The sequence below is a fragment of the Streptomyces sp. MA5143a genome, from assembly GCF_900290235.1.
Taxonomy (GTDB): Bacteria; Actinomycetota; Actinomycetes; order Streptomycetales; family Streptomycetaceae; genus Streptomyces.
This window is the reverse complement of record NZ_OLMK01000115.1, coordinates 67,606-81,504: the sequence shown is the minus strand read 5'-3', so window position 1 is coordinate 81,504 and position 13,899 is coordinate 67,606. Positions and strand designations below refer to the sequence as shown.

The window sequence follows — 13,899 nt, the reverse complement described above, 5'->3', positions numbered from 1 at the left end:
AGGTGCTTGGCCAGCCGGGGTGAGGCGAACTCCGTGCCGCACACGAACCGCATCACCGGCCCGTACGAGGCCGCCGAGGGCAGCCCCGTGAAGTAAAGCCCGGGGATCGACGACCGGAATCCCGCCCCCAGCACCGGCGTGCCCCGGCTCACCTCCAGCTCCGTCCGCAGCTCGTGGCCGAGGAAGCCCATCGCCCCGAGGTCCACCCGGTACCCGGTCGCCGCGATGACATGGTCGGCCGCCATCTCCTCCGTCCGCCCGTCGTGCCCCCGCACCACGAGCCGCGGCCCCCCGTCGATGATGCCGCCGCGCACCACCCGGTCGACCTCCCGCACCTCGACGTGCCCCTCGAAGCGCTCGCGCAGCCACCACGCCCCGAGCGGCCCGAGCACCCGGCGGACCAGGTAGTGCCGTGCCTCGGCGGGCAGATACCGGTAGGGGTGCGGGTAGTAGCTGAGCGCCCACAGCGACCAGGCCCGCCCGAACGGCGACTCCGGCCGCAGCCGCGGCTGCTTCCACGGCGGCGCCCCGAACGCCACCGCGCCCCGGCCGCGCGCGACCACCCGTACCCGGGCTCCCGCCTCGGCTGCCAGGACGGCCGTCTCCAGGGCGGACTGCCCCGCCCCGACGACGATCAGTTCCTTGCCGGCGAACCGTCCGAGGTCGTGGTGCTGCGAGCTGTGGGAGACCGGCCCGCTCGGTGCGGGCCCGTCACCGGCCGCCCCCGCCAGCTCGGGCGGCAGATGCGCGAGCCCGAACAGTCCGCTGGCCACGACGACGGCCCGCGCGGTGAACGACTCCCCCGAGTCCAGCTTCAGTTCGAAGCCGCCGCCCCTGCCGCGGTCCACGGAGACGACGCGCACCCGCTCCAGCTCGGGCACGAGCCGCTGCTGGAACCACTCGCCGTAGGAGATGAAGGTCTCCACGGGGATGATGTCCTCGTCCGTCACCAGCCGGCGGATGCCCGCCGCGTCGCAGTAGTCGCGCAGGGTGTTGCCGCGCTGCGGGGCGTCGATGCTGGACGCGGCCGGTGTCGACTTCAGGAGCATCCCGGCGGGCATGCTGTCCCGCCAGCTGACCATGGGTTCGCCGAACACGCGGACCGGAATGCCGTGCGCCCGCAGATGGGCGGCGGTGGACAGACCGAACGGCCCGGCGCCGATGACTGCTACCGGTTGGATCACGAAGTCCCTCCCCAGGACGCGATGTGCCTACTTCGTGTGCTGTCTGCCTAGCCGGGGAGCCCGAAGCGGTCGCCCCGCGCGGTCCGCCCGCCCCGGCCCCCCTGGCGCGACCGGCGGGACCGTTTCGACCGGCCGGGAGCGCCCGTCCGGCCGGACCGGTTGGCCCGCCACAGTTGATAGAGGTGCTTCGCGCCGGGTCGCACGAAGCGCGCGAGCATCGTGAGGAACGGCAGCGGGTCGTCACCCGCGAGCCACGCCAGCTCCGTACCGCTCGCGCGGGCGGGCGCGTGCGGAGTGGTGTACCCGCTGCGCCGGTAGGCGAGCAGGGCCGGCAGGTCGATGTTCTCCACGATGTACCGCCGCCCGGCGAGCTGCTCCCCCTCCGGCACCGGGCGCCCGGTCAGATCCAGGTGCATGGCGCGCACGACGTCGATGCCCGCCTCGTTCTCGAAGATCCGGAACTGCGCGCCCATCCGCGGATTGAAGTCGAGCAGCTTGTACTGCCCGTCCCGCCGGTCGAAGCGCAGATCCAGGTCGATGACGCCGCTGAAGCCGATCTGCTTGATGAACCGGGCCGCGATGTCCGCCAGTTCCGGATTGTCCACGATGTACGCGTTCGCCGTCATCCCCGCGTGCGGCGGCCACGAGCGCACCTTCACCCCGGTGAACAGGGCGAGCGGCGTGGACTCCGCGTCGAAGTAGGCGTGCACGATCCAGTCCTCGGCGTCCTCCCGGGGCAGGTACTCCTGGAGGATCACCCCGGGCCGCTCCCCCCATTCGCGGGCGAGCCGCAGCAGCGCCTGAGGGCTCTCGATCCGGGTCGTCCCGTTGACGGCGGGCTGCCGGCGCCGCTCGAACGCCTCCCGGTTCTTGGCGACCACCGGGAAACGGGCCCGCCCCGCGAACCGCTCGACCTCCTCGTACGACTGCGGAAAGGCGGCGGTGGGGCTGGCGACGCCGTGCTCGACGCACAGCTCGTGCAGCCCCTGCTTGCTGGCGAGGCGGCGCGGCAGCTTGGCGTCGACGCGCGGGAAGAGGAACACCGCGCCCAGCGCGTCCTGATGCTCGGCGATGAGCACCGCGGCCTCCTCGTCGGTCGGCACGAGCACACTCGGCCGCCCGATCTCCCGCCCGATCCTGAGCAGCCCTTCCACCAGCAGCTCGGGCTCCTCGGTCCCGGTGGTGGGCCAGACGAACGCCCGCCGCAGGTACCGCGAGAGGGCGGCCGGCGTGTAACGGTCCTCGGTGATCGCGTACATGGGCACACCGAGCCGCCCCAGGCTGCGGATCGCCCCGACGCCGCCGTGGTGCAGCGGATAGTCACCGAACTTGACGATGAGCCCGGGAACATCCCGATCCACCGGGATCGGCGCATGCCCGGCGCCCCTGGCCACGGGTCCCCCCACGTGTCCCCCTTACCGGACCCGGACCCACCCCGTCCGTGCCCCCAGAGGACGCTAAGCCGGAATCATCCCCTCCGACCCTCCCCTATCAGGACATTGCGAACTCTTTAGACACTCCCCGTTCCCGTCGTCGCCCCGTAACGTGTGCCGCGACCAGACGGAACGCCGGCACGCACGAGAGCGAGGCAGCACCCCATGCCCCCCTTCGACGTCCCCGAAGGCCACCCCTTCGGTCCGCACAACCTCCCCTACGGCGTCTTCTCCCTCTCGGGCTCCGACACCCGCACCGTCGGCGTCCGCCTGGGCGACCACGTCCTGGACGCGGCGGCGGCGGCCCGCGCCCTGGGTTCCCCGTACGCCGCCCTCCTCGGCCACCCCACCCTCAACCCGCTCCTCGCCGCGGGCCGCACCGCCTGGTCGGACGTCCGCCGGGCCCTCACGGCCTGGGTGACGGTCCCCTCCCACCGCGAGACGATCACCCCCTTCTTCCACCCCCTCACCGAGGTCACGCTCCACCTCCCCTTCGAGGTCGCCGACTACGTCGACTTCTACGCCTCGGAGAACCACGCCCGGAACGTGGGCCAGATCTTCCGCCCCGACTCACCTGACCCCCTGACCCCCAACTGGAAGCACCTGCCGATCGGCTACCACGGCCGGTCCGGCACCGTTGTGGTCTCCGGCACCGAGGTGGTACGCCCCTCGGGCCAGCGCAAGGCGCCCGCGGACCCGGCCCCGGTCTTCGGCCCCTCGGTCCGCCTCGACATCGAGGCGGAGGTCGGCTTCGTCGTGGGCACGCCCACCCGCATGGGCCACCCGGTGCCCCTCTCCGCTTTCCGGGACCACGTCTTCGGCGTGACCCTCCTCAACGACTGGTCGGCCCGCGACCTCCAGGCCTGGGAGTACGTCCCGCTGGGCCCCTTCCTCGGCAAGTCCTTCGCCACGTCCGTCTCCCCGTGGATCACCCCCCTGGACGCCCTCGACGAGGCCCGCGTGACCCCGCCGCCCCGCACCCACGACCTCCTGCCCTACCTGGACGACTCCACCGAGGACCCCGGCGGCTACGACCTCCGCATCTCGGTCGCCGTCAATGGCCATGTGGTCGCGGAGCCCCCCTTCTCCACCATGTACTGGACCGCCGCCCAGCAACTGGCCCACATGACGGTCAACGGAGCCTCCCTGCGCACCGGCGACCTCTACGGCTCCGGCACGGTGAGCGGTCCCGCCGCGAACCAGCGAGGCTCCCTCCTGGAACTCACCTGGAACGGCCGCGACCCCCTGGACCTCCCCACCGGCAAACGCACGTTCCTGGAGGACGGCGACGAGGTGACCCTCACGGCCTGGGCCCCCGGCCCGAACGGCACGAGGATCGCCCTGGGCGAGGTGACGGGCAGGGTCGTACCGTCCTCGCAGGAGGCGTAGCCCCCGGCGGCGGCTTCCCCGCCGGATCGGACAACCCAGGACCGGCGGGGCCGCTCCGGGGAATCGGCCGGATCCACGGCGGGTCGGCCGCCCACGCACGGGAGGGGCCGTGCCGGCGTGTCAAGCCCGTCGCGTAGAGAAGCACAGCCAACAGCTCCCCCCGAACCCCCGAGCAGTAGGGCACCAAGCGACGGGCTGACACACCGGCACGGCCCCGCCCCCCAACGCACCGCACGCGCCCCCACCCCCAACGCGAACCGGCCACCCCCAACGCGCACCCCCCACCCCCACACCCCCACACCCCCACCAGATGCCCACCCACCGGACACCCCCGGTGGCAGATCTTGCCCCCACCCCCCACGAACCCCCAGGTCAGAGCCCTGTCCGCCACTCCGTCAGATGGCGCAACACTCCAGCAACAAAGCTTTCCCCACCATCTCGGTATGGTTCGAAACATGCCACCCACCGACCGCATCCGAGACCACGCCGGCCAGGGCGCGACCACCGTCGCCGCCCACCGCGCACGTCGCCGGCTGCGCGCGGACCAGGCACGCCAACTCGCCGACCTCCTCCGCCGCCAGCTCCTCACCGGCGGCTTCGGCTCCGGCACCCTCCCCCACGAGTCCGTCCTCGCCACCGACTACCGCGCGACCCGCAACACCGTCCGCGAGGCCCTGGACCTCCTCCGCGCCGAGGGACTCGTCGACCGCCTCCCCGGCGTCGGCACGATCGTCGTCGCCCGGAAGTACCCCCACGGCCTCGACCGCCTGATGGGCCTCGCGGAGACCCTCCGCGAACACGGCACGGTCACCAACGAGGTCCGCACGATGGGCCCCGCCCCGGCCCCGGCCCCCGTGGCGGACCGGCTGCACCTCCCACCCGGCACGGACGTCCTCTACATCGAACGTCTGCGCCGCCTGGGCGGCCTCCCCCTCTCCCTCGACCTCACCTACATCCCGCTCACCCTCGGCACCCTCGACCTCGGCACGGCGCTGCTCGGCGCCGACCTGGAGAACACGGACGTCTTCCGCCTGCTGGAGACCATCACCGGCCGGCCCCTGGGGCACGCCGAGATCACCCTGGAGGCGGTGAACGCGGACACCCACTCCGCCGCCGTACTCGAAGCCCCGCGCGGCTCGGCCGTCCTGATGCTGGAACGGCTCACCCACCTCGCCGACGGCCACCCCGTCGACCTGGAGTTCATCCGCTTCCGCGGCGACCGCATCTCGATGAGCGGCCTGCTGCACCGCTCGCTGTAGCACTCGCCGCACCGCTCGCTGTAGCACTCGCCGCACCGCTCGCCACAGCGCCTCACCCTCCTGTTCCGCCCCTCCCTGGAGACAGCCATGCCTTTGGTGCCCCAGCGGGCCGACGTGCCCGTGACCATCGACGAGTCGAAGTGCATCGACGGCTGCACCCTCTGCGTGGACATGTGCCCGCTGGACTCCCTCGCGATCGACGAGAGCAACGGCAAGGCGTACATGCACGTCGACGAGTGCTGGTACTGCGGCCCGTGCGCGGCCCGGTGTCCCACCGGCGCCGTCACGGTCAACATGCCCTATCTGCTCCGCTGAACGCTCCGGTGAGAGGTCCCGAACTCCCTTGAAGATCACACCAGTTGTCGCCGCCCTCCTGGTACTGGCGCCCCTGACGGCCTGCGGCGGCAACGCGGCGGCCGGGGACGACGGCTCCACGGTCACCGTCACCGTCGGCTACCAGTCCAAGACCATCAACACGGTCACCGCCGGCACCCTCCTGCGCTCCCTCGGCTACTTCGAGAAGGAGCTCGACGCCCTGCACGACGGCCACACCTACAAGGTCGACTGGCAGGACTACGCCACCGGCGCCCCCATCACCGCCCAGATGACCGCCGGGAAGATCGACATCGGTTCGATGGGCGACTTCCCGCTCCTCATCAACGCGGCCCGCGGCAAGCAGCTCAACCGGCCCACCCGGCTGGTCGCGGCGACCGGCTACAACCTGCGTGGCGGTCTCAACACGATCGTCACGGCTCCCGGCTCGAAGCTGAGCACCCTGGAGGACCTGAAGGGCAGGAAGGTCTCCACGAGCGTCGGCTCGGCCGCCGACGGCACCCTCGTACGGGCCCTGCGGGACGCCGGCCTCGACGCGAACGAGGACATCGAGAAGCTCAACCAGCAGCCGGCGGTCGGCGCGTCCGCCCTCTCCGCGGGCAGCGCGGACGCGCTCTCCCAGTTCGTCGCCTGGCCGGGCCTGCTGGCCTACCAGGGCAAGGCGAAGGCCCTGTACGACGGCGCGCAGCTGAACCTGCCGACCTTCCACGGTGTGACGGCCCGCGAGGACTTCGCACAGCGGAGGCCCGCCGTGCTGGAGGCGTTCCTCAAGGCGCAGGCCAGGGCGACGGACTACCTCAACGACCACCCGGTGGACGCCTCCGAGAAGGTCGCCGAGGCGACGGGCCTGCCCGCGGAGGTCGTCTACCTCTACAACGGCGCGCACGGCATCGCCACATTCGACCCGGCGCTGAAGCCGGAGCTGATCGCCGCCCTGAAGAAGGACGTGCCGATCCTGAAGGCGGCGAAGCTGACGGGCGACGTCGATGTGGACGCCTTCGTCGACGACCGGTACGTGCGCAAGGCGCTGGGCGCGTCGTACGCGAAGCGTCTGGCCGCGACGCCGGCGCCGGCGGGGAGCGAGGTCTGGCCCAAGGGCGCCGAGCGGACGAAGGCGTTCAGGACCCCGGCCGAGCTGCTCGCCTACGTCGCCGGGCACAAGGACGGCATTCGCGCCGCCTACGTGCCCGACGCGACGACCGGCACCCAGTGGTTCGCCGACAAGGCGGTCTGGGTGACCGACGGCGGCCGGCTCCTCCCGTTCGTCGCCCCGGCCACGGCGAAGGCGTACGTGACCGCCCGTCCCGGAGCCCGTGTCCTCACGTACGCGGCCGCCCTGGAGCAGGCGTCGTGACCGCTGACCGAGCACCCACGGGCCCCGGCTCGCGCCCCGCGCGGGGCCTCCCCCGCCCCGCCGCCCGCTACGCCCTCCGCGCCCTCGCCCTCCTCGCGGCGCTCGCCCTCTGGCAGGCGCTGACGAGCCTGGACGTCGACCTGTGGCTGCGGTTCTCGCAGTTCCCCACGGTCACGGACGTGGCGCACGCCTTCGCGGACCGGGTGTCGGGCCCCGACTACTGGACGGACCTGGCCGACAGCCTCACCCGGATCGTGACGGGCTTCCTCCTGGCCGCGGTCCTCGGTGTGGCGGTGGGCGTCCTGATCGCCCGCTCGCGTCTCGCCGAGGACCTGCTCGGGCCTGTCCTGGAGGTGATCCGCCCCATCCCGGCGATCGCGCTGGTGCCGGTCGCGATCCTGCTCTTCCCGTCGAACGAGCAGGGCATCGTCTTCATCACCTTCACCGCCGCGTTCTTCCCGGTCCTGGTCTCCACCCGGCACGCCGTACGGGCGCTCACCCCGGTGTGGGAGGAGGCGGTCCGCACGATGGGCGGCGGCCGGTGGCGGGTGCTCGCGTCGGTCGTGCTGCCGGGCGCGCTGCCGGGCATCTTCGGCGGTCTGTCGGTCGGGATCGGCGTCTCGTGGATCTGTGTGATCTCGGCCGAGATGATCTCCGGCCAGTACGGCGTCGGCTACCGCACCTGGCAGGACTACACGATCGTCAACTATCCGGGGGTCTTCGTCGGCATGGCCACGATCGGTGTGCTCGGCTGGCTGACGTCGACGGCCGTGGAACTGGTGGGCCGCCGTCTCACCCACTGGCTGCCCCGCACGTCCTACTCCCCCGCGCCCCGGCCGCGCCTGCCCCGGCCCACCCCCGCGTCATCCGTTCCGGCCCCCGCTGCCCAGGGCGGCGCGGCCGACAGGCCCGGCACCGGCCCCAAGCCCGAGGAGGCACGCGATGAGCACCTCGTCTGACACGCGCGGCGCCCGCGGAACACAAGGCATCGGCGGAACTCGGGGCACCCGCACGGCTCAAGGCACCCAAGGCACCCAAGACACCCAAGACACCCATGGCACCCGGCTCTCGCTCCACGCCGCCGAGTTGGGCCGTCCCGACGCCGTGGCCCTGACGGACGTCGACCTGGACGTCGCCCCCGGTGAGATCCTCACGGTGGTCGGCCCGTCGGGCTGCGGGAAGTCGACCCTGCTGCGGACGCTGGCCGGTCTGCTGCCGCCGCTGGACGGACGGCTCACCCAGGACGAACGCCCGCTGGTCGGCCCGTCCGCCGACCGTGCCCTGGTGTTCCAGGAGGACGCCCTCCTGCCGTGGCGCACGCTGCGGGCCAACGTCGAACTCCCCCTCGCCATCCGGGGCCTGCCGCGCGCCGAGCGCCGTACGCAGGCCGAGGCCTGGCTGGCCCGGGTCGGCCTCGCCGAGTACGCACGCCAGTTGCCGCACCGGGTCTCCGGCGGCCAGCGCCAGCGCGCACAACTGGCGCGCGCTCTCGCCGGGCGCCCCCGCGCCGTCCTGATGGACGAACCGTTCGGCGCGCTCGACGCCCAGACCCGGGCCGGTATGCAGGACCTGCTGGTGGAGGTGTTGGCGGGCACGGGTGCCACGGTCGTCTTCGTCACCCACGACGTGGACGAGGCCCTGTTCCTCGGGGACCGCGTGGCCCTCCTCGGCGCCGGCCGTCTGACCGCCGTGCGCGACATCCCGCACCCCCGCGACCGCGCGGCCCACGACGCCCCCGCCCTGGCGGCCCTGCGCGACGACGTCCTCGCCTCCCTCACCCCCCTCGCTTCCTGACGCCCCGACGCCCTGACGCCCTGACGCCCTGACACCCCGGTTCCCGAAAGGCCCTCTGGTGGAGATCCCCGCCCTCACCGACGCCGAAGAGCTCACCTGCGACGTCCTCGTCATCGGTGGCGGCACCGCCGGCACCATGGCCGCCCTGACCGCCGCCGAGCACGGCGCGAACGTCCTGCTCCTGGAGAAGGCGCACGTCCGCCACTCCGGCGCCCTCGCCATGGGCATGGACGGCGTCAACAACGCCGTCATCCCCGGCCGCGCCGAACCCGACGACTACGTCGCCGAGATCACCCGCGCCAACGACGGCATCGTCGACCAGTCCACGGTCCGCCAGACCGCGACCCGCGGTTTCGACATGGTGCGGCGGCTGGAGTCGTACGGGGTGAAGTTCGAGAAGGACGAGCTGGGCGAGTACGCCGTCCGCCAGGTCCACCGCTCCGGCTCGTACGTGCTGCCCATGCCGGAGGGCAAGGACGTCAAGAAGGTCCTCTACCGGCAGCTGCGCCGCCGCGAGATGCGGGAGCGGATCCGCATCGAGAACCGGGTGATGCCGGTGCGGGTGCTGACGGCGGGCGAGGGCGCGGAGCGGCGGGCGGTGGGCGCGGCGGGCCTCAACACGCGCACGGGGCGGTTCGTGACGGTCCGCGCCGGTGCGGTGATCCTCGCGACGGGCGCCTGCGGCCGTCTCGGCCTGCCCGCCTCCGGCTATCTGTACGGCACGTACGAGAACCCGACGAACGCGGGCGACGGCTACGCCATGGCGTACCACGCGGGCGCCGAGCTGACCGGCATCGAGTGCTTTCAGATCAACCCGCTGATCAAGGACTACAACGGCCCGGCCTGCGCCTACGTCGCCAACCCCTTCGGCGGCTACCAGGTCAACCGGCACGGTGAACGCTTCGTCGACTCCGACTACTGGTCCGGCCAGATGATGGCGGAGTTCGCCGCCGAGATCGCCTCCGACCGCGCACCCGTCTATCTGAAGCTCAGCCATCTTCCGGAGGAGTCGGTCTCCGCCCTGGAGTCGATCCTGCACACCACGGAACGCCCCACCCGCGGCACCTTCCACGCGGGTCGCGGCCATGACTACCGCACCCATGACATCGAGATGCACATCTCCGAGATCGGCCTGTGCGGCGGCCACTCCGCCTCGGGCGTCCGCGTCGACGACCACGCCCGGACGACCGTCCCGCGCCTCTACGCCGCCGGCGACCTCGCCTGCGTCCCGCACAACTACATGATCGGCGCCTTCGTCTTCGGCGACCTGGCGGGCGCGGACGCCTCCCGGTACGCCCCGTACGAGGGCGAGTTGCCCTCCGAGCAGCTCCGTGAGGCGCACGAGCTGATCTACCGCCCGCTGCGCAACCCCGACGGGCCCCCGCAGCCCCAGGTGGAGTACAAGCTCCGCCGTTTCGTCAACGACTACGTGGCGCCCCCGAAGTCCGGCGCCCGTCTCTCCCTCGCCCTGGGCGCCTTCGAACGCATGCGGGACGACATCGCCGCCATGGGTGCACGCACCCCGCACGAACTGATGCGCTGCGCCGAGGTCACCTTCATCCGCGACTGCGCCGAGATGGCCGCCCGCGCGTCCCTGGCCCGCACCGAGTCCCGCTGGGGCCTCTACCACGACCGTCTCGACCATCCCCACCGCGACGACGCCTCGTGGTTCCACCACCTCGACCTCTACAAGTCCCCGTCGTCCGGGGCCATGGAGTTCACCGCCCGCCCCGTGGCCCCCTACCTGGTCCCCGTCGAGGAGTTCACCCCCCTCGGCGGCCCGTCCCGCCTCCTGGGCGAGGTCCACGCGGAGGACGTGGCCACGGCGGGGGCGAGGGAAGCGGCACCGGTGGCACGGGATTCGGGAGCGGGAGCGGGAGCGGGGGCCGGGTCGGCCGGGACGGCCGAGACGGCCCCCGGGGTGGGCTCGGAGGCCGGGTCGGGCCTGGGGGAAGGCCCCCTCGCCCCCTCCCACGACCCCGCGCGTTCCGCCACCCGTCTCCTCGAACTCGTCGCCCTGGCCGAGGAGCAGCCCGAACTCCACTTGCTCCGCCCCTATTTGACCGACCCCGCGCCCGCTGTCCGGCGCGAGGCGGTCGCCGTCCTCACGGAGACACTGCCGCCGGGCACCGGCCCCGCCCTCGCCGAGGCGCTCCGCGACGACGACGCCGAGGTACGCGCCACCGCCGCCGCCTCGCTCCGGGAACTCGTCGAGACGCTCCCGCCCGAACCGGCCCTCCGCGACGGTCTGGCAGCCGCCCTGGCCGAGCCCGACGCGACCGTCCGCGCCGCCTCACTGGAGGTGCTGCGCGCCCTGGGCCTCGGTGACACCGCGCTGTTCGCGGCCTCGTTGACCGACGCCGACACCGCGGTCCGCATCGAGGCCGTACGCGCCCTCGTCTCCGTCGACGCGGCCGACGAACTCGCCCGCGCGGCGACCACCGACCCGTCCCGCGAGGTGCGCGTCACCCTCGCCAAGGCACTGGCCACGGTGGTCACCAACCAGGCGGAACCCCCCACGACCACCGCCCCACCCACGACTGCCCCGACCACTCTCACCGCCCTCACGGCCCTCACCACCCTCGTCGACGACCTCGACGCCCTGGTGCGTGCCGCCGCCTACGGCGCGCTGGGTACGGTCGGCTGCCCACCGCCTCTCGCCGCCCGAGCCGTGACCGCCCTGTCCGACCCCACCTGGCAGGTGCGGGCCGGCGCCGCCACCGCCCTGTCCGCCGCGGACACCGCCGCCGCGGTCCCGGCCCTGGCCCGGGCCCTCACGGACCCGAACGCGGACGTCCGCAAGGCCGCCGTCCTCTCCCTGACCCGCCACACCACCGCCGAGGAGGCCCGCGCGGCCCTCACCACAGCCACGAAGGACTCCGACGCCGACGTCAGGGCCTACGCGTCACGCGCCCTGTGACACCACCGGACGGCAGGACCTTCCGCGAGACCCGGCTCCGACCGACTCGGCAGCCCTCAGGCCCAGTCGTCGTAGTCCGGCTCCGGCTCGTCGTCCGGCCAGTCGAAGGAACCGTCCGCGCCCCCGGCGCCCCCCTCCCGCGCCACGCCCGCCGTCCCCGGGGGCGTGGCCGGCGGTGCCTCCTGGGACGTCCCGCCGCCGAGCGACGCGAGGACCCCGAGCACGCCCTCCCCGTACGTGGCCAGCTTCTTCTCACCGATGCCGCTGATGGTGCCGAGTTCGGCCACGGACGTGGGTCCGAGTGAGGCGATCTCCCGGAGCGTGGCGTCATGGAAGATCACATAGGCCGGGACACCCTGTTCGCGGGCCTGCTCGGCGCGCCACGCCCGCAACGCCTCGAAGACCGGCAGCAGCTCCTCCGGCAGTTCCGCCACGGCCGCCTTGGCCTTCCGCTCACCGCGCCCGGACCCCGACGAACCCGAACCCGACGCCGACCGCGAGGCCACCGGCTTCTTCGGCTCCTTGCGCAGCGCCACCTCCCGCTCCCGCCGCAGCACCGCCCCGCTGTCCTCGGTGAGCACCAGCGTGCCGTACTCCCCTTCCACCGCGAGCAGCCCCTGCGCGAGCAACTGCCGGACGACACCGCGCCATTCGCCCTCGGACAGCTCCGCGCCGATTCCGAAGACGGACAGCTGGTCGTGGTCGAACTGAATGACCTTGGCCGTCCGCTTGCCCAGCAGGATGTCGACGATCTGCACCGCCCCGAACTTCTGCCCGCGCTCCCGCTGCAACCGCACCACCGTGGACAGCACCTTCTGCGCCGCGACCGTGCCGTCCCAGGTCTCCGGCGGTACGAGGCAGGTGTCGCAGTTGCCGCAGCCGCCGGGGGCCGGCTCCTGGCCGAAGTAGCGCAGGAGCTGTCCGCGCCGGCACTGGGCGGTCTCGCAGAGCGCCAGCATGGCGTCGAGGTGGGCGGCGGCCCGGCGGCGGAACGCCTCGTCGCCCTCCGAGCCCTGGATGAGCTTGCGCTGCTGTATGACGTCGTTCAGCCCGTACGCCATCCAGGCCGTGGACGGCAGCCCGTCGCGCCCGGCGCGGCCGGTCTCCTGGTAGTAGCCCTCGACCGACTTCGGGAGGTCCAGGTGGGCGACGAACCGTACGTCGGGCTTGTCGATGCCCATGCCGAAGGCGATCGTGGCGACGACCACGAGCCCTTCCTCGCGCAGGAACCGCGACTGGTGCGCCGCGCGGGTGCCCGCGTCGAGCCCCGCGTGGTACGGCACCGCCCGGATGCCGTTGCCGCTCAGGAACTCGGCCGTCCGCTCGACCGAGTTGCGGGACAGGCAGTAGACGATGCCGGCGTCACCCGGGTGCTCCTGCCGCAGGAAGGCCAGCAGCTGCTTCTTCGGGTCGGCCTTGGGGACGATCCGGTACTGGATGTTGGGCCGGTCGAAGCTGGCCTCGAAGTGCCGCGCGTGCGGCATGGCGAGCCGCTCGGTGATCTCCCGGTGCGTGGCGCGGGTCGCGGTGGCCGTGAGCGCGATGCGCGGAACGTCGGGCCAGCGCTCCCCCAGCAGGGACAGGGTGAGGTAGTCGGGCCGGAAGTCATGCCCCCACTGGGAGACGCAGTGCGCCTCGTCGATCGCGAAGACGGAGATCTTGCCGCGGGCGAGGAGGTCGAGGGTGGCGTCGACGCGCAGCCGCTCCGGGGCGAGGTAGAGCAGGTCCAGCTCGCCGACGAGGAACTGGGCCTCGACGACGCGCCGCTCGTCGAAGTCCTGCGTGGAGTTGATGAACCCCGCCTGCACGCCGAGGGCCCGCAGCGCGTCCACCTGGTCCTGCATCAGCGCGATCAGGGGGGAGACCACGATGCCCGTGCCGGGGCGGACCAGGGCGGGGATCTGGTAGCAGAGGGACTTGCCGCCGCCGGTCGGCATGAGGACGACGGCGTCACCGCCCGCCACCACATGGTCGATGATCGCTTCCTGCTCGCCCCGGAAGGCGTCGTAGCCGAAGACGCGGTGGAGCACGGCCAGCGCCTCGCTCTCCGCCGGCCGCCCGGTGCCCGGACCCGCCGCCGGCGTCGTCCCGTCGTCGTCCGCCCGGGGGGTGGTCGGGGCGGCCTCGCCGTCGTCCTGCCCTGCCGTCGTCCTGCCCTCGTCCGCCATCACACTCGTCCCGCCCGTCCCGATCATCGTCCGTCCCCCGTGCTCGCGTGCCCCGTGCCTCGCGC

At 73.0% G+C, this 13,899-nt stretch carries 10 protein-coding genes; 7 read left to right on the top strand and 3 right to left on the bottom strand.

Features of this window, described 5'->3' with window-relative positions; all coding sequences use genetic code 11:
* Both SMA5143A_RS37890 and SMA5143A_RS37885 read right to left on the bottom strand, forming a co-directional pair.
* Positions 1-1,184: FAD-dependent oxidoreductase (locus tag SMA5143A_RS37890; protein ID WP_107467337.1), on the bottom strand; the 1,184-nt coding region annotated here is incomplete at its 3' end.
* 47 nt (positions 1,185-1,231) lie between these two features.
* Positions 1,232-2,590, bottom strand: coding sequence for a carboxylate--amine ligase (locus SMA5143A_RS37885; RefSeq protein WP_258193974.1), 1,359 nt, complete (start codon positions 2,588-2,590; stop codon positions 1,232-1,234).
* Between the two features lie 192 nt (positions 2,591-2,782).
* On the opposite strand from SMA5143A_RS37885, the gene fahA reads away from it, so the two are divergent.
* The 7 genes from fahA (at position 2,783) to SMA5143A_RS37850 (ending at position 11,666) form a co-directional block, all read left to right on the top strand.
* Positions 2,783-4,006 (top strand): fumarylacetoacetase, encoded by a 1,224-nt coding sequence (fahA, locus tag SMA5143A_RS37880; protein ID WP_107467336.1) that lies wholly within the window; start codon positions 2,783-2,785, stop codon positions 4,004-4,006.
* Positions 4,007-4,461: 455 nt separating this feature from the next.
* Positions 4,462-5,265: a GntR family transcriptional regulator gene (locus tag SMA5143A_RS37875; protein ID WP_107467335.1), complete on the top strand. Its 804-nt coding sequence runs from the start codon at positions 4,462-4,464 to the stop codon at positions 5,263-5,265.
* A gap of 87 nt (positions 5,266-5,352) precedes the next feature.
* Positions 5,353-5,580: a 4Fe-4S dicluster domain-containing protein gene (locus tag SMA5143A_RS37870; RefSeq protein WP_030790138.1), complete on the top strand. Its 228-nt coding sequence runs from the start codon at positions 5,353-5,355 to the stop codon at positions 5,578-5,580.
* Between the two features lie 28 nt (positions 5,581-5,608).
* Complete coding sequence (locus SMA5143A_RS37865; RefSeq protein ID WP_107467334.1) at positions 5,609-6,952, top strand: ABC transporter substrate-binding protein; 1,344 nt, start codon at positions 5,609-5,611, stop codon at positions 6,950-6,952.
* Complete coding sequence (locus SMA5143A_RS37860; protein WP_107467333.1) at positions 6,949-7,911, top strand: ABC transporter permease; 963 nt, start codon at positions 6,949-6,951, stop codon at positions 7,909-7,911. The genes SMA5143A_RS37865 and SMA5143A_RS37860 overlap by 4 nt, the downstream gene beginning before the upstream one ends.
* Positions 7,895-8,746: an ABC transporter ATP-binding protein gene (locus SMA5143A_RS37855; RefSeq protein ID WP_258193973.1), complete on the top strand. Its 852-nt coding sequence runs from the start codon at positions 7,895-7,897 to the stop codon at positions 8,744-8,746. The genes SMA5143A_RS37860 and SMA5143A_RS37855 overlap by 17 nt, the downstream gene beginning before the upstream one ends.
* Positions 8,747-8,804: 58 nt before the next feature.
* Positions 8,805-11,666 carry a fumarate reductase/succinate dehydrogenase flavoprotein subunit gene (locus SMA5143A_RS37850; RefSeq protein ID WP_258193972.1) on the top strand — a complete coding sequence of 954 codons (2,862 nt, stop codon included), beginning with the start codon at positions 8,805-8,807 and terminating at the stop codon, positions 11,664-11,666.
* Between the two features lie 56 nt (positions 11,667-11,722).
* On the opposite strand, the gene recQ is transcribed toward SMA5143A_RS37850, so the two are convergent.
* Positions 11,723-13,861 carry a DNA helicase RecQ gene (gene recQ / locus SMA5143A_RS37845; RefSeq protein ID WP_107467330.1) on the bottom strand — a complete coding sequence of 713 codons (2,139 nt, stop codon included), beginning with the start codon at positions 13,859-13,861 and terminating at the stop codon, positions 11,723-11,725.
* Between the last annotated feature and the right edge of the window lie 38 nt (positions 13,862-13,899).